The organism is Tepidiforma flava, assembly GCF_027594505.1.
In the GTDB taxonomy this organism is placed as follows: domain Bacteria; phylum Chloroflexota; class Dehalococcoidia; order Tepidiformales; family Tepidiformaceae; genus Tepidiforma; species Tepidiforma flava.
The window spans coordinates 191,128-205,743 of sequence record NZ_CP115149.1; the positions used below are offsets into that span (position 1 = coordinate 191,128).

Here is a 14,616-nt window from a genome sequence, read left to right on the forward strand (position 1 = left end):
GCGTGCGGACGTTCGATGCGCCGGTCGCGGACCCGGCGGTGGAGATGGGGCGGGCGATCGCGGCGGCGACGGGCGCGCCGACGCGGGTCGATGCGGCGGCGCGGGCGGTGAGCGGCATCATCCGGGTGATGCGGGCCGACCGGGCGGCCGTGCTGCGGTGCATCGATACGGGCGGGTTCGTGCCGGTGGCCGGGCTGCCGGCGACGGCGGTCATCGGCCCGCGGGAGCCGTTCGCGGGGCGGTGGGTGCTGGAGCAGCGGACGGCCGCAGCGTTCCCGGCAGCCGAGGGCTGGGCGCCGGCGGCCTTCGCGGCGGAGACGCGGGCGGCGTGGGTCGCGCTCGCGCCGCTGGGCGGGACGGAGATTGCGGCGGCGTTCCGCTGCACGAACGTTCCGTTCTACCGGGGCGAGCTGGAGCGGCTCGAAGCGCTGGCGATGGCTGTGGCGCCCGCGCTCGGGGCGGGGCCGGCTGCGAGGCCCTGGGCGCCGGGGCGCCGGGCAGCCTGCCGGCGCGGGCGATCACGCTCGGAGCAGCCTGACCGTCAGCCGGCGCCGGAGCGGGCCGCAGCTTCCACGACGCGGGCGCAGTCGAGCATCTCCGGGATGACGAGGTATTCGTCCTTCGTGTGCTGGTTGTAGCCGCCGCGGCCGATGACGACGGCGCTGATGCCGCGGCCGCGGAACACGTTGCCGTCGGTGCCGCCGCCGACCGGGTGGGGGTTGGGTTCGAAGCCGAGCGAGCGGAGGACGGGGTAGAGGAGTTCGACCGCGGGGTCACCGGGTTCGAGCCGGTAGCCGGGATAGGCCATGCCCAGCCGGGCCTCGATGCGGGCGCCGGGGTGGCGCTCGCGGACGAGGTCGAGATGGCGGCGCACGTTGCGGGCGATGGTTTCGGCTTTTCTTCGACCATGGAGCGGAACTCTGCCTGGACGAGGCAGTAGTCGGGAACGGCGTTGCGGACGAGGCCGCCGCGGATGACGCCGACGTTGCCGGTGGTTTCGCTGTCGAGGCGGCCCTGGGGAGGCCGGCGACGATCTCGGCCGCGATGGTGATGGCGGGGATGCCCTTCTCGGGCTCGAGACCGGCGTGGGCGCTGCGGCCGTGGACCTCGATGTCGCAGGTGTAGTGGTAGGGCGCCTGGCCCTGGATGCTCGAGGGCGGGCCGCCGCTGTCGATGACGATGGCGACGCGCGCGGAGATGCGGGAGTAGTCCATATTCGCGGCGCCGACCAGGCCGACCTCTTCGCCGCGGCTGATGGCGACTTCGACTGGCCGGTGGCTGCCGCCGTCCTCGATGAGCGACTGGAGGACTTCGAGGATGACGGCGCAGCCGGCTTTGTTGTCGGCGCCGAGGATGGTCGTGCCGTCGCTGCGGATGATATCCGGGCCATCCCAGCGGGGTTTGATGCCGCGGCCGGGCTCGACGGTATCCATGTGGGCGGAAAGGAGGAGCGGCTCGCCGGCGCCTTCGAGGCGGGCGAGGACGTTGCCGGCGGCATCCTGCGCGGCCTGCAGGCCGAGGGCGCGGAGGCGGCGCTCGAGTTCGGCGGCGATGCGGTCCTCGTCGCCGGACGGCGAATCGATGGCGACGAGGTCGAGGAACGTCTGCACGACGCGGTCGCGGGTGATCACGGGGCGAACTCCGGGTGCGCGGTCTCGCGCGGGAGAGGATACGCCGGCGCGCGGGGAGCAACATTTCTCGCGCCGTTAATGAACGTTTCACGCGGGCGTGGCACGGTGGAAGTATGGAAACGTCTACCCTCAGCCGGGAGCTTCGGCTCGAAGTCGCGCACAACGTGCGCCACCTGGGCGGCTACCGCACCGGGAGCGGGACCGTGACGACGGATGTCACCATTCGCTCGGCCAGTCTGCACCGCCTGACGGAGCGGGGGCTCGAGCAGCTCCGCGAGCAGGAGGTGCTGACCATCGTCGATTTCCGGTCGGATGTGGAGCGGGAGCGGGACGTGACGCCGGACACGCGGCGGTACGGGATCCGCGTCGTGCATGCGCCAGTGTTCCAGCACGACGCTTCGCCGGTCGGGCTCGCGAACGAATTCCCCGGGTTCGCGGCGGTGTACGCGATGTTCCCGGAGATGGGCATGTCGGCCTATCGGACGCTGTTCGAGACGCTCGCGGAGGCGGAGGGGCGGGTGCTCTTCCACTGCGCGGCGGGGAAGGACCGGACCGGCGTCGCAGCTGCGCTGCTGCTGGAGCTGGCAGGCGTGGAAGATGAGGCGATCATCGAGGATTACACGGTAACCGAGCTGCTGCTGGCGCCGCTGAAGGACCAGTGGCTGCCGCAGATGCGGGAGCGGGGGTACGACGAGGAGCGGGCAGCCGCGCTGCTGGCGGCGCCCCGGGAGGACATGGAGGCGACGCTGCGGCATCTGCGGGCGCGGTTCGGCTCGGCGGAGGGGTACGCGCGGGCAATCGGCGTGAGCGATACGGCGCTCTCGGCGGTGCGCGCGCGGCTTACGGCGTAGGGGCGCTGCCCCTCCGGAGCTGCTCGAGTTCGGCCTCGAGGTCGCGCAGCCGGCGGCGCTGCTGGCGGTCGAGTTCGAAGCGTTCGGTGATGTCGCGGCAGTGGGCGAGGGCGCCGAGGACGGCCCCGGCCTGGTCTTTCACGATGGCGAACGTCATTTCGATGTAGAACTCGCGGCCGTCGCGGCGGCGGGCGCGGGTTGCGAGGGCGCGGCCGCCGTACTTCGTTTCGCCGGCGGCGAGGGCGCGGTCGTAGCCCTTCCAGTGGGCGTCCTGGAACTGCCCGGGGATGATGATGTTGAGGTCGCTCCCGACAGCCTCGGCCGCGGCGTAGCCGAAGAGGGCCTCGGCGGCCGGATTCCAGACCTGGATGACCCCATCGGCGCCGGCGAAGATGACGGCGTCGGGCGATTGCTGGAGGAGCAGGGCAGCAAGGGCGGCGTCCATGGCGGCCTCCGGGGAGTGATGCCCGGGACGGTACGCCGTCCGGATGCCGGTTTCCAGCGCAGTTCGGCGCGAAAACGGGCCGGCCGGGGAGCGCCCGGGCCGGCCCGCTGCGGTGCCGGGGCGGGGAATCAGCCCGGCCGGCGGCTTTCTTCGCGGCGTAGTGCTCTTCGCGGGTCTCGCGGAAGGACCACGGCACGTAGGCGTCAGAGAGGTCGGTGATCTTGCTCCAGTGCTCGGCGAACCAGTCGGCGTCCTTGAACTCGTGGGGGTCGTAGCTGACGCCGCGGTTGGCGACGATGGCGATGCGGGAGTAGCGGCCGCCGGAGGCTGCGATGCAGATGCCGCTCTCTTCGCACTGGGGGAGCAGAGGTAGGTGACGGCCGGGGCGACATGCTCGGGGGCCATGACGACGGCGCGCTCGGGGTCGTTGGGGTCGCGGCCCATGAGGTTGGCGGTCATGCGCGTCTGGGCGGCGGGGGCGATGAGGTTGACGTTGATGTTGTACTTCTCGCCCTCGAGCTTGAGGACGTTCATGAGGCCGTACATGCCGGCCTTGGCGGCGCCGTAGTTGGCCTGGCCGAAGTTGCCGATGAGGCCGGAGGTGCTGGTGGCCATGACGAAGCGGCCGTAGGCCTGCTGGCGGAAGACGGGCCAGGCGTGATGGGCGAGGTTGTAGCACTGCTTGAGGTGGACGCGGATGACGCTGTCCCAGTCCTGCTCGCTCATGTTGTGGATGGTGACGTCGCGGAGGATGCCGGCGTTGGCGACGACGGCATCGAGGCGGCCCCGGTGTCGATGGCGAGCTTCACCATTTTGTAGCAGTCTTCGAAGCTGCCGACGTCGCCGCCGTCGGCGATCGCTTCGCCGCCGAGCGCCTTGATTTCGTTGACGACCTGCTGGGCCGGGGTGTCGTCGTGGCCTTCGCCGGAGACGGAGCCGCCGAAGTCGTTGACGATCACCTTCGCGCCATGCTTCGCGAGGTCGATGGCGTAGGCGCGGCCGAGGCCGCGGCCTGCGCCGGTGACCGAGGACGACCTGGCCATCGAGACGGACTGCCATGGGGTGTTCCTCCGAGGAAGCGGATGTGCGAGCGAATGCTACGCCATCGCGGGCGTGTGGGCTTCCCCGGCGGCTACTTCGCGGCGGCGGCGACGGAGCTGCCGGATTCGATGCCGACGCCGGCGAGGAGGGCGTGGATGCGGCGGGCGTTTTCGATGATGCGGGCCGCTTCGTGGTTGACCGCCTGCTTGCCGTCGCAGAGGGCCTCGGCCGGGTTCGAGTGGATATCGAACTCGATGCCCTGGACGCCGGCGGCGACGAAGCCGTAGGTGACGCGCTCGACGAGCTTGCGGTCGCCGGAGGAGTGGGAGGGGTCGGCGATGAGGGGCAGGTGGGACTTGAGGCGGACGATGGGGATCATGCCGATATCGGCGGCGAAGCGGGTTTCGGTTTCGAAGCTCTTGATGCCGCGATAGCAAAGGATGACGTTCCGGTTGCCCTCGGAAACGGAGCGGCGTTCGCGGTCGATGCCGGACATGATGTAGGCGGCGGCGCAGAGCCATTCGTTCATGTCGTTGCCGAAGCCGTGTTTGAGGATGACGGGCTTATCGACCTTCGAGAGTTCTTCGAGGAGGGAGAGTACTGGGCGCTGCGGGCGCCGATCTGGATGACGTCGATGCCGTACTCGAGGAAGAGGTCGAGGTGGCGGAGGTCGATGAGCTCGGAGACGGTGGGAAGGCCGGTCTCGGCCTTCATGGCGGCGACGATTTCGAGGCCTTTCTTGATATCGAGGCCGCGGTAGTCGTAGGGGCTGGTGCGGGACTTATCGACGAAAGCGCGGAGGACATCGACGCCGGCGGCCCTGGCGATGCGGGCGGATTCGAGGGCCTGCTGTTCGGATTCGATGGCGCAGGGGCCGCCGAAGAAGGTGAGGTGGGGGCCGCCGACGGGAACGCGGCCGTCGATCCAGACGATGGTGTCCTCGGGATGGAAGGTGCGGGAGGCGTCCTTGTATTTCTCGGTGATGCGGATGACGCGGTCGACGCCGGGGAGTTCGAGGATGCGGCCCTCATCGACGATGGAGGCGACGCCTTTGACGCCGATGACGGTGGTGCTGGAGACGATGGTTTCGCAGCGGAGGCCGTAGTCCTGGGTGATGCGGTTGATGACGCGCTCCACCTGCTCGATGGTGGCGCCTTCGGCCATGTGGATGATCATGGGCGGTCCCGGGAGGTTATGTTTGCGCGATTATCTCCCGGGACCGGGGTACGGGCGATCGGTGCGGCGGGGCCGGACAGCGCGCCGTCAGAAGAGGACGCTGGAGAGGCGGCGCTGGTACTCGCGGGTGACGGGGAGTCGAGCCCGAGGATGTCGAAGATGGCGAGCATCGCCTTGCGCGCGGCGCCGTCGGCGAAGGTCCGGTCGAGCCGGACGGATTCGAGCAGCTCGTCGAGCGCCTGCTCGTACTTTTCCTGGGCGGCGAGCATGACGCCCCAGCGGTAGCGGGCGCGCGGGTCGCGGGGGTTGCGGCGGGCCTCGCCTTCGAGGTCTTCGCCGGCGTGCTTCTGGCGGAACTCATCGAGGAAGATGCGGTGCTTGAGCGCCTTGGCGCGGCGGTCGGTGGGTGCGCGTTCGAGCAGCTTCTCGGCTTCGCTTCGAGCGCCGCGGGCGAGGAGGATGGTGGCGAGGCCGACGATGGCGCCGGCATCGTTGGGGGATTTCTCGAGGATGGCGCGGTATTCGCGCTCGGCGCCGGCAACGTCGCCCTTGCGGAGGAGGTCGTCGGCGGTGGAGGCGCCGGAGCCGGCGGCGCCGATGACTTTCTGGAAGAAGGCGCGGACCTGGGGCTCGGGGTAGGCGCCGGTGAACTCGGCGATGACCTTGCCGTCCTTGAAGGCCTTGACGGCGGGGATGCCCTGGATGCGGTACTGCATCGCGGTGCGGGGGTTTTCGTCGGTGTTCAGCTTGGCGAGGACGACGCGGCCTTCGTTTTCGGCGGCGACTTTTTCGATGACGGGGCCGAGCATGCGGCAGGGGCCGCACCAGGGGCCCAGAAGTCGACGACGACGGGCAGGGATTTCGAGCGTTCGAGGACGTCGGCAGCGAAGGTGGCGTCGGTGACTTCGATGACGGTTGCGGCGGGCATTGGGAGCACTCCGTCGTGGGAATTCGTCGTGGTGGAATGATCGTAGCATACCCGGAGGGGTATGGAACGGGCAGCGCGCGGCCTGGTCCGGAGGTGCGTCCAGCAGGCCTGTAAGCCGGATTCTGTACCCCGCGGAGCGGAGCGGCAGCCATCTCTCTGGGCGCGGCATCGCTGACGCGCTCTAGCGGCCAACCCGGGAGTGATGACGGGCCGGGCACCCTCCTCCCTATTCGGCCTTGCTCCGGGTGGGGTTTGCACGGCCGCCCCGTTGCCGGGACGCCGGTGCGCTCTTACCGCACCATTTCACCCTTACCGCCTGCCCGGTGCCGCGGGCTGGCGGCGGTATGTTTCTGTTGCACTTTCCGTCGGCTCGCGCCGCCCAGGCGTTACCGGCACCCTGCCCGGTGGAGTCCGGACTTTCCTCTCCCGCGCGGGGCGAGGAGCGGCTGCCCGGCCTGCTGGACACTTCTATTGTCCCGCGGGCGGGGTGAGGCTGTCGACGGCGGCGGGTCCGGTATGATGCGGCGGCAGTTCGGAACCGGGGGACTGGCAGATGGGCATCGAAGCGATGCAGGTCGGCGCGGTGGCGCACGGTTCGGTGCGGTGCGCGCCGGAGCATTTCGCGAGCCGCATCGTGGCAGGGACGCCGGATGTGTTCTCGGCGCCGGCGCTGGGCGCGCTGGTGGAGAAAACGGCGGCAGAGTGGATGGCGCAGCACCTCGACGAGGGGCAGATGACGGTCGGGGCGCAGATCGTGATCAACCACACGGCGGCGACGCCGGAGGGGATGGAGGTGACGGCGGAGGTGCAGCTGGTGGCCGTGGACGGGCGGCGGTTCGACTTCGCATGGACGGCGCACGACGGCGCGGAGCAGGTGGGCCACGGGACGCACCAGCGGTTCGTGGTCGACCGGGCGCGGTTCGAGGGCCGGCTGGCAGCGAAGCTGCCGGGAGGCCGCTGATGGACCGCGACCGGGCCGCGTGGTTCGCGGCGCGCCGGGCTGGAGCTCGACCCGGCGCTGGATATCGCCATCACCGGCGAGGACCCGGTCCTGCCGACGCCGTTCCATCTCGGGGAAGGGGCGGCGGTGGCGCTGGCGCTCGCCGGGCAGGAGGCGGCGCGGCTGTGGGAGCTTCGCGGGGGCGCCCGCAGGCGATCCGGGTCGATGTGCGGCATGCCGCGGCGTCGCTGCGCAGCTACATGGTGCTGGAGGTGAACGGGCAGGCGGGGCGCCGCCGCCGCGGGCGGGGTCGAACGTGACGGCGATCTGGCCGTGCGGCGACGGGCGGTTCATCCACCTCCACGGGAGTTTCACGCACGGGCCGGGGATCCTCGCTGAGCTGGGGCTCGGCGAGGGCGCGACGGCGGAGGAGATCGCGGCGGCGACGCAGCGGCGCGGGGCGTTCGAACTGGAGGACGCGCTGGCGGCGCAGGGGCTGTGCGCGGCCGTGTGCCGGACGCGGGAGGAATGGCGCGCGCATCCGCAGGGGCAGGTGCTCGCGGCGCAGCCGGTGGTGACGCTGGAGCGCATCGGTGACGCGCCGCCGGAGCCGCTCGCTGAGGCGGACCGGCCGCTGCGGGGCGTGCGCGTGCTCGACCTGACGCGGGTGCTGGCCGGGCCGACGGTGGCGCGGACGCTGGCGGAGCACGGGGCCGACGTGCTGCACATCGCGAGCCCGAACCTGCCGACCATCGAGCGGTTCGAGATGGACACGGGCCACGGGAAGCGGCAGGCGCACCTCGACCTCGCGGACCCGGAGCAGGCGGCGACCCTCCGCGAGCTGGTCCGGGGCGCGGACGTGTTTTCACAGGGGTTCCAGTGGGGGTCGCTGGAGCGGCGAGGCTTCGGGCCGAAGCAGGCGGCGGAGCTGCGGCCCGGCATCATCTATGTCGCGGAGAACGCGTTCGGGTTCGGCGGGCCGTGGGACGGGCGGCCGGGCTGGGAGCAGCTCGCGCAGGCGGCGACGGGCATCTGCGTGCGGCAGGGCGGCGACGGCGCGCCCGTGCTGGCGCCGGCGGCGATGAACGACTACACGACGGGGTACTTCGGGGCAGTTGGAGCGATGATGGCGCTGCGGCGGCGGGCGATGGAGGGCGGGTCGTGGCTGGTGCGGGTGTCGCTGGCGCGGACGAGCATGTGGTACTTCGACCTCGGCGACGACCTCGATCCCGCCGACGCGGCGGGCACAGGCGACCTCACGGCGGCGATGCTGGAGCGGGAGACGGGCTACGGGCGGATGCGGTTCCTCCGCCCCGCGCTGCGGATGTCGGAGACGGACCCGCACTGGGAGCTGCCGACGGCGCCGCCGGGGAGCGGGGAGCCGCGCTGGCTCGACCGGAACTAGGACGCGGCGCGGGCGCGGTCCTGCGCAGGGGCCGCAGGGGCGGTGCGGACGATGAAGCGTGACGGCTGAAACGCCGGCGCTGCCGGGGCGTCGTCGAAGGCGGGCGCGGTGCGGGCGTGCTCGAGGATGGCGCGGGCGACCTCGCGGGGGTCCGGGCAGTAGCGGCCGGTGCGGATGAGCTCGCGAAGCTCGAGGATGCGGCGGGTGCGGTCGTCGAAGGGGACGACGGCGGGCTTCGGGTCCTGGTTCGATGCGGCCATGCTGGCACCTCCGCGCGGGCGTTACACCATGGTGAACGGCACGTGGCGGATGGGTGCGCAGGGGTTCCGGCGGGATTCTTTCGGAATGTTCACAATCGGGAAGCAGGGAGAACCCTGTACCGGCCGCTGGAGGGTCTCAGCGGAGGTCGCGGCGGCGGAAGACGGCGATGCCGGCGGCGACGGGGAGCGCCGCGAGCGCGAGCGCCGGGACGACGGCCTCCCACCGCGGGCCGAAGGCGAGGAGATTCTGCTCGAGGTACCAGTGCCGGGGTTGAGGTTGCGGACCCACGCCGGGGCGCCAGCAGCGGCGAGCAGGCCCTGCGCGAGGAAGCCGCCGGCCGCGAGCACCGTGCCTGCGGCGAGGCCGGGGCCGCGGCGGCCGGCGATGGCGCCGCCGGCGAACGCGACCGAGGCGTGCAGGGACGCGAGGCTGAAGAGGCCGGCGAACGCCACGGCGAGGCCGCCGGCCTCGACGCCCTCGAGCGCGAAAAACGGCAGCGCCATGAGGACGAGCGTGACGGCGGCAAAGAGGGTGAGCGCCGCAAGGAGGAGCAGGAGGGCGAGGAAGCGCTGGAAGGCAACCGCCGCGCGGGAGACGGGGTTGGCGAGGATGAGTTCGAGCGTCCCATCCTCTTCGCTGCCGCCGATGAGGCCGGCGCCACCGACGATGGCGTAGATGACGAGCAGGACCGTGAGGAGCGAAGAGAAGAGCCGCGCCCAGAGGTAGCCGGGGGCGGAGCTGAGCGATACGCCGTCCTCCATGCCGAACATGGCGCGGAGCGCCTCGGGCATCTGCTGGACGAGCTCATCGAAGTTTTGCTGGCCCCGGACGGTGGGGTAGAAGGCGAGCGTGAAGAGGTTGAGGACGGCGAGGCCGAGCATCCACCAGAGGAGGGCGTTGCGGCGGTCGCGGAGGGCGCGGCGGAGGATGGTCATGTTTCGTCGCTCGCCTCGTAGTACTCGAGGAACAGGTCTTCGAGGTCCTGCCCCGGGGTGTGGATGCGTTCGACCGTGAGCGCGGCGGCGGCCTTGATGACGGCATCGACGGTCCCTTCGACGACGAGCTGGACGCCGCCGTCGTGGTAGGCGACCGAGCGAACGCCGGGTACGGCTTCGAACAGGCCGCGGGGGACAGGCCCGGCGGTGAAGATGTCGATGCGCTGGCGGGCCTTCCGGCGGAGGTCGTCGATCGACGCGACGGTGACGAGCCGGCCCTTCCGGAGGATGCCGACGCGGGAGGCGAGCGCTTCGACCTCGGGGAGGACGTGGGAGGAGAGGAAGACGGTGGCGCCGCGGGCCACTTCTTCGCGGATGAGGCGGTGGAACTCCTGCTGGAGAAGCGGATCGAGGCCGGAGGTGGGCTCATCGAGGATGAGCAGGTCGGGGCGGTGCATGAACGCCTGCACGATGCCGACCTTTCGGCGGTTCCCGGTGCTGAGGTCGCCGAGGGGCGCGCCGGGTCGAGGGCGAACCGTTCGAGGAGGCTCGCGGTGAACTGGCGGTCGTAGCCGCCGCGGAGCGCGCCGAAGAACTCGATGACGTCGCGGGCCGTGTAGCGGGGGTCGATGGCGAGGTCGGCCGGGAGGTAGCCGATGCGGCGTCGGACAGCGGGGTCTGCGCCGGGACGCCCGAAGACGGCGGCGGTCCCGGCAGTGGGGTTGAGGAAGCCGAGGAGGAGGCGGATGGTCGTCGTTTTGCCGGCGCCGTTGGGGCCGAGAAACCGAAGACCTCGCCGCGTTCGACGGCGAGGTCGAGGTCATCGACGGCGGTGAGCCGCCCGAAGCGCCGGGTGAGGCCGCGCGTTGCGATTGGCGGCGCGGCTGCGGCCGTCATTCGCGCGGCAGCCCGAGCCCGCGGGTGGCGATGACGGTGCGCTGGATTTCGGAGGTGCCGCCTTCGATGGTGTTGGCGACGCTCCGGAGGAGGAGGTACTGGTAGCGTAGGGCTTTCGCGCCGGGGCGGGCGGCCTGGCCTTCCATGCCGAAGATCTGGACGGCAGTGGCGGCGATGCGCTGCTGGAGTTCGGCGCCGAAGAGCTTGGCCATCTGGGCTTCGCGGGTGGGCGCGATGCCGGTCTTCTCCTGCTGGGAGGCGATGTAGTAGGCCATGTTGCGGAGGAGCTGGACGCCGATGGCGTGCTCGGCCATGCGGTGGCGGATGGCGTCGGGGGTCTCGGCCGCGGCGCTCCTTCAGGTAAGCGACGAGGTCGTCGACCGTGCGGCGGGCGTTGGAGGTGGCGCCGATTGAGGAGCGCTCGAAATCGAGGCCCACGGCGACGTTGTACCAGCCGCGGTTTTCTTCGCCGATGAGCTGGCTGGCGGGCACGCGGACGTCTTCGAAGTAGACTTCGTTGAATTCGTGGGTGCCGGCCATGTTGACGAGCGGCCGGACGGTGATGCCGGGGCTGTCCATCTTGACGGCGAAGGTGGAGATGCCCTTGTGCTTGGGGGCGTTGGGGTCGGTGCGGGCGGCGAGCCAGCCCCAGTCGGCGTAGTGGCCGAAGGTGGTCCAGATCTTCTGGCCGTTGATGATGTAATCGTCGCCGTCGCGGACGGCGCGGGTCTGCATGGCGGCGAGGTCGGAGCCGGCGCCGGGCTCGGAGTAGAGCGTGCACCAGAGGTCGGTGCCGTCGGCGATGCGGGTGAGGTAGCGGGCCTTCTGCTCTTCGGTGCCGTAGAGCATGACGACGGGGCCGACCCAGGCGACGCCCATGTTCACGGTGCCGGGGACGCCGTGGTAGGCCATCTGCTCGTTGAAGAGCATCTGCTGCATGGGGAGGCGCCGAGGCCGCCGTACTCCTTCGGCCAGGGAGGGCGAGCCAGCGCTTTGCGGCGAGCCGCTTCATGATGTCGCGTTCGATGGCGAGGCGGTCTTCGAGGGACTCGAATTCTTCGTCCCAGCCGGCGGGAAGGCCGTGCTCGATGAAGTCGATGACTTCCGCCTGGAAGGCCTGCTGTTCGGGGGTGAGGCGAAAATCCATGTGCAGGGGCTCCAGCCGCAGTTGCGGCCGGGGATAGTGTAGCGAGGCGGCGTGGTGGAGCGAGGGGCCCGGGGCCGCAGCGGTGGCCTATACTGGGCGGGTGCCCGGGAGAACGGACGGCAAACCCCGCCTCGTCGTGCTGGATTCGCACGGCATTCTCTACCGCGCGTTCTTCGCGTTCGCGAACACGGAACACCCGCTGATGACCTCGAAGGGGAACTGACCTTCGCGGTGCACGGCTATGCGGAGACGCTCATCCGGGTGCTGGACGTGCTGCGGCCGACGCACATCTGCGCGGCGTGGGATGCGGGCGGGAAGACGTTCCGGCACGAGGAGCTCGAGGCGTACAAGGCGACCCGGCGCGAGACGCCCCCGAGCTGCTTCGGCAGATGGCCAAAGTGCGGGAGCTGCTGGAGGCGTTCGGCATCCCGATTTACGAGGTCCCGGGGTACGAAGCCGATGACGTCGCCGGGACGATCGCGGTCGCGGCGGCGAAGCAGGGCATCGAGACGTACATCGCCACGCTCGACACGGACCTCGTGCAGCTGCTGGGGCCGAACATCAAGCTGTTCATGCTTCGGCCGTTCCAGCGTGACCCGGTGGAGTACGACGAGGCGAAGGCGGCGGAACGCTGGGGCTTCAGCCCGAAGTACATGGTCGATTTCAAGGCGCTGAAAGGCGACACGAGCGACAACATCGAGGGAATCCGGGGCATCGGCGAAAAGACAGCGACGGACCTCATCCGCCAGTTCGGCCCGCTCGAGAAGATCTACGACAACATCGAGCTGGTCCGGGGCGCGGTGAAGCAGAAGCTCATCGACGGCCGGGAGATCGCGTTCCGGAACAAGGAGCTGGTGACCATCCGGACGGACGTGCCGGTCGACTTCGACCTCGAGCAGTGCCGGGTGCGGGACTTCGACCGGGAGCGGGTCGCGGCGCTCTTCCGGGAGCTGGAGTTCCGGGTGCTGGCGCGCCGGCTGGACGAGGTGCTCGGCGCGCGGAAGGAGGTGGCCGCCGCGGCAGCGGTGGAAGTGGACTACCGGGACGCGGAGAGCCGCAGCGAGCTGGAGGCGCTGGCAGCGGAGCTGCGGGCAGCGGGAGGGTTCGCCCTCGCAGGCATCACGACGACCGGCGATTCGAGCCACCCGATGCTGCTGGGGCTGGCGTTCGCGACCGCGCCGGGCCGGGCGTGGTACGTGCCGGTGGGGCACGCGCCGCGGATGGACTACGAGGTGCCGCAGGCGCGGCTGGCGGATGTGCGCGAGGTGCTCGGCCCGCTGCTCGCGGATGAAGCGCTGGAGAAGACGGCGTACGGGACGAAGTACCTGCTCCACCTGCTCGACCGGGCCGGGATGACGCTGGCGGGGCACCGGTTCGACGTCGCCATCGCGGCGTTCCTGCTCGGCGAGACGTCCTCGACGCTGAACGCGCTGGTCAACGAGCGGATGGGCGTGGAGCTGATTTCGGTGGAGTCGCTGACGGGGTCGGGACGGAACGCGACGATGCTGGGGCAGGAGAGCGTCTATACGGTGCTGCCGTATGCCTGCCAGCAGGCGGATTACGCGCTCCGGATGCGGGAGCCGCTGGCGGAGGAGCTCCGGGAGCGGGGGCAGTGGGCGCTGTTCGCGGAGATGGAGATGCCGCTCATCGCGGTCCTGTACCGGATGGAGAAGGCCGGCATGGCGGTCGACCTCACGGTGCTGCGGGAGGCCTCGCGGCAGCTCGGCGAAGAGGCGGCGAAGGCGGAGCGCGAGATTTTCGCCATCGTCGGGCACGAGTTCAACATCGCGAGCCCGAAGCAGCTGAGCGACGTGCTGTTCGGCGAACTCGGGCTGCCGAAGACGCGGAAGACGACGCAGGGGTACAGCACGGACCAGCGGTCGCTCGAATCGCTGCGGCCGCTGACGCCGATCATCGACCTCATCTTCCAGTACCGCGAACTGACGAAGCTGAAATCGACGTACGCGGACGCGCTGCCGGCGGCGGTGGCGGAGGACGGGCGGATCCACACCGACTTCCAGCAGACGGTGGCGGCGACGGGCCGGCTGAGCTCCGTGAACCCGAACCTGCAGAACATCCCGGTGCGGACGGACACGGGCCGGGCGATCCGGCGGGCGTTCGTCGCGAGCGGGTTCGATGACCCGTGGCTGGTGGGCGCGGACTATTCGCAGATCGAGCTGCGCATCCTCGCACACGTCACGGGCGACGAGGGGCTGATCCAGGCGTTCCTCGCGGACCAGGACATCCACCGGGCGACGGCGGCGACGGTGTACGGCGTGGACCCCTCGGAGGTCACGCGGCAGATGCGCGACACGGCGAAGATGGTGAACTTCGGCATCGCCTACGGGATGGGGAGTTCGGGCTAGCAAGCCGCACCGGGATGACGCGAGAGGAGGCGGAAGCGTTCATCCAGTCGTACTACCGGAACTTCCCGGGCATCGCGCGGTGGCAGGAGGAGACGCTGGCGTTCACGCGGGAGCACGGCTATGCGCAGACGCTCTTCGGGCGTCGGCGGTACCTGCCGGCCATCCGGAGCTCGAACTTCCAGGTGCGGTCGGCGGCGGAGCGGGAGGCGATCAACATGCCGATCCAGGGGACGGCGGCGGACATCATCAAGGTGGCGATGATTCGCGTGGATGCGGAGCTGCGGGAGCGGGGCTTCCGGAGCCGGATGATCCTGCAGGTGCACGACGAGCTGATTTTCGAGTGCCCGGCGGACGAGGTTGAGGCGATTCGCGAGCTGGCGGCGCGGATCATGCCGGCGAGCATCGAGCTGAAGGTGCCGCTAAAGGTGGACCTGAAGCAGGGGCGGAACTGGGGCGAGATGGAGTAGGCGCGGGTATACTCGCGCGCACATCCGAACCTGGTTCAAGGAGGGCCGCATGGCCGATACCGGCAGCTACGAGGGCATGCTCGCCGAGGTGACGAAGATTCCCGGCCACGGGGGCGACTGGATTTC

At 70.5% G+C, this 14,616-nt stretch carries 18 protein-coding genes, 1 other RNA gene and 4 pseudogenes; 8 read left to right on the top strand and 15 right to left on the bottom strand.

From position 1 onward, the window contains the following. Nucleotides 1-2 precede the first annotated feature (2 nt). The gene (locus tag O0235_RS01300; RefSeq protein ID WP_270056791.1) at nt 3-638 is read left to right on the top strand and encodes a hypothetical protein; all 636 of its coding nucleotides are present in this window, start codon (nt 3-5) and stop codon (nt 636-638) included. Here O0235_RS01300 and O0235_RS15280 read toward each other — a convergent pair. Continuing rightward, nucleotides 542-808 carry a M20/M25/M40 family metallo-hydrolase gene (locus O0235_RS15280; RefSeq protein WP_373324346.1) on the bottom strand — a complete coding sequence of 89 codons (267 nt, stop codon included), beginning with the start codon at nt 806-808 and terminating at the stop codon, nt 542-544. The two genes, O0235_RS01300 and O0235_RS15280, sit on opposite strands and share 97 nt — an antisense overlap. Next, entirely contained in the window at nt 774-1,631 is an 858-nt protein-coding gene (locus tag O0235_RS01310) for a M20/M25/M40 family metallo-hydrolase (protein ID WP_373324347.1), read from the bottom strand. Before O0235_RS01310 ends, O0235_RS15280 begins: the two co-directional genes overlap by 35 nt. Nucleotides 1,632-1,744: 113 nt before the next feature. Here O0235_RS01310 and O0235_RS01315 point away from each other — a divergent pair, with 113 nt between their 5' ends. Beyond that, nucleotides 1,745-2,482, top strand: a complete 738-nt coding sequence (locus O0235_RS01315) for a tyrosine-protein phosphatase (protein ID WP_270056792.1) — start codon at nt 1,745-1,747, stop codon at nt 2,480-2,482. Here the strand turns inward: O0235_RS01315 and O0235_RS01320 are convergent. From O0235_RS01320 to rnpB, 7 genes and pseudogenes are all read right to left on the bottom strand, one after another. Further along, nucleotides 2,472-3,332, bottom strand: a complete 861-nt coding sequence (locus O0235_RS01320) for a PAS domain-containing protein (protein WP_373324399.1) — start codon at nt 3,330-3,332, stop codon at nt 2,472-2,474. The genes O0235_RS01315 and O0235_RS01320 overlap by 11 nt on opposite strands. A 3-nt stretch (nt 3,333-3,335) precedes the next feature. After that, nucleotides 3,336-3,970, bottom strand: a pseudogene (locus tag O0235_RS15285) (SDR family NAD(P)-dependent oxidoreductase); the annotation flags it as partial. An 89-nt stretch (nt 3,971-4,059) separates the two neighbouring features. Next, a complete protein-coding gene (locus tag O0235_RS01330) occupies nt 4,060-4,524 on the bottom strand; it encodes a hypothetical protein (RefSeq protein WP_270058005.1) in 465 nt (154 codons plus the stop codon). Further along, nucleotides 4,494-5,144 (bottom strand): hypothetical protein, encoded by a 651-nt coding sequence (locus tag O0235_RS01335; protein WP_270056793.1) that lies wholly within the window; start codon nt 5,142-5,144, stop codon nt 4,494-4,496. The genes O0235_RS01330 and O0235_RS01335 overlap by 31 nt, the downstream gene beginning before the upstream one ends. Beyond that, nucleotides 5,141-5,953, bottom strand: coding sequence for a tetratricopeptide repeat protein (locus tag O0235_RS01340; RefSeq protein WP_270056794.1), 813 nt, complete (start codon nt 5,951-5,953; stop codon nt 5,141-5,143). The genes O0235_RS01335 and O0235_RS01340 overlap by 4 nt, the downstream gene beginning before the upstream one ends. Then, entirely contained in the window at nt 5,887-6,072 is a 186-nt protein-coding gene (locus tag O0235_RS01345; RefSeq protein WP_270056795.1) for a YbbN family protein, read from the bottom strand. The genes O0235_RS01340 and O0235_RS01345 overlap by 67 nt, the downstream gene beginning before the upstream one ends. Nucleotides 6,073-6,167: 95 nt before the next feature. After that, nucleotides 6,168-6,534, bottom strand: an RNA gene (rnpB, locus tag O0235_RS01350) — RNase P RNA component class A. A gap of 91 nt (nt 6,535-6,625) precedes the next feature. Here rnpB and O0235_RS01355 point away from each other — a divergent pair. The 3 genes from O0235_RS01355 to O0235_RS01365 all read left to right on the top strand — a co-directional run bounded on the left by O0235_RS01355 (nt 6,626) and on the right by O0235_RS01365 (nt 8,417). Further along, nucleotides 6,626-7,033, top strand: coding sequence for a thioesterase family protein (locus tag O0235_RS01355; protein ID WP_270056796.1), 408 nt, complete (start codon nt 6,626-6,628; stop codon nt 7,031-7,033). Between the two features lie 164 nt (nt 7,034-7,197). Beyond that, nucleotides 7,198-7,332 (top strand): hypothetical protein, encoded by a 135-nt coding sequence (locus tag O0235_RS01360; protein WP_270056797.1) that lies wholly within the window; start codon nt 7,198-7,200, stop codon nt 7,330-7,332. Next, entirely contained in the window at nt 7,329-8,417 is a 1,089-nt protein-coding gene (locus O0235_RS01365; RefSeq protein WP_270056798.1) for a CoA transferase, read from the top strand. Before O0235_RS01360 ends, O0235_RS01365 begins: the two co-directional genes overlap by 4 nt. Here the strand turns inward: O0235_RS01365 and O0235_RS01370 are convergent. The 6 genes and pseudogenes from O0235_RS01370 to O0235_RS15300 form a co-directional block, all read right to left on the bottom strand. Continuing rightward, nucleotides 8,414-8,677, bottom strand: coding sequence for a flagellar biosynthesis anti-sigma factor FlgM (locus tag O0235_RS01370; protein WP_270056799.1), 264 nt, complete (start codon nt 8,675-8,677; stop codon nt 8,414-8,416). The genes O0235_RS01365 and O0235_RS01370 overlap by 4 nt on opposite strands. Before the next feature lie 21 nt (nt 8,678-8,698). After that, on the bottom strand, nt 8,699-9,613 hold the full coding sequence (locus tag O0235_RS01375) for an ABC transporter permease subunit (protein WP_270056800.1): 915 nt from the start codon (nt 9,611-9,613) through the stop codon (nt 8,699-8,701). Further along, complete coding sequence (locus O0235_RS15290) at nt 9,610-10,083, bottom strand: AAA family ATPase (protein ID WP_373324349.1); 474 nt, start codon at nt 10,081-10,083, stop codon at nt 9,610-9,612. Before O0235_RS15290 ends, O0235_RS01375 begins: the two co-directional genes overlap by 4 nt. Nucleotides 10,084-10,193: 110 nt before the next feature. After that, nucleotides 10,194-10,361, bottom strand: a pseudogene (locus O0235_RS15295) (ABC transporter ATP-binding protein); the annotation flags it as partial. 145 nt (nt 10,362-10,506) lie between these two features. Further along, nucleotides 10,507-10,824, bottom strand: a complete 318-nt coding sequence (locus O0235_RS01385; RefSeq protein WP_373324350.1) for an acyl-CoA dehydrogenase family protein — start codon at nt 10,822-10,824, stop codon at nt 10,507-10,509. A gap of 193 nt (nt 10,825-11,017) precedes the next feature. After that, a pseudogene (locus tag O0235_RS15300) lies at nt 11,018-11,449 on the bottom strand (acyl-CoA dehydrogenase family protein); the annotation flags it as partial. On the opposite strand from O0235_RS15300, the gene O0235_RS01390 reads away from it, so the two are divergent. From O0235_RS01390 to polA, 3 genes and pseudogenes are all read left to right on the top strand, one after another. Then, nucleotides 11,430-11,699, top strand: coding sequence for a hypothetical protein (locus O0235_RS01390; RefSeq protein WP_270056802.1), 270 nt, complete (start codon nt 11,430-11,432; stop codon nt 11,697-11,699). The pseudogene O0235_RS15300 and the gene O0235_RS01390 overlap by 20 nt on opposite strands. Nucleotides 11,700-11,757: 58 nt before the next feature. Further along, a complete protein-coding gene (locus tag O0235_RS01395) occupies nt 11,758-11,880 on the top strand; it encodes a hypothetical protein (RefSeq protein WP_270056803.1) in 123 nt (40 codons plus the stop codon). Between the two features lie 38 nt (nt 11,881-11,918). Continuing rightward, nucleotides 11,919-14,490, top strand: a pseudogene (gene polA, locus O0235_RS01400) (DNA polymerase I). The last annotated feature ends 126 nt before the right edge of the window (nt 14,491-14,616 follow it).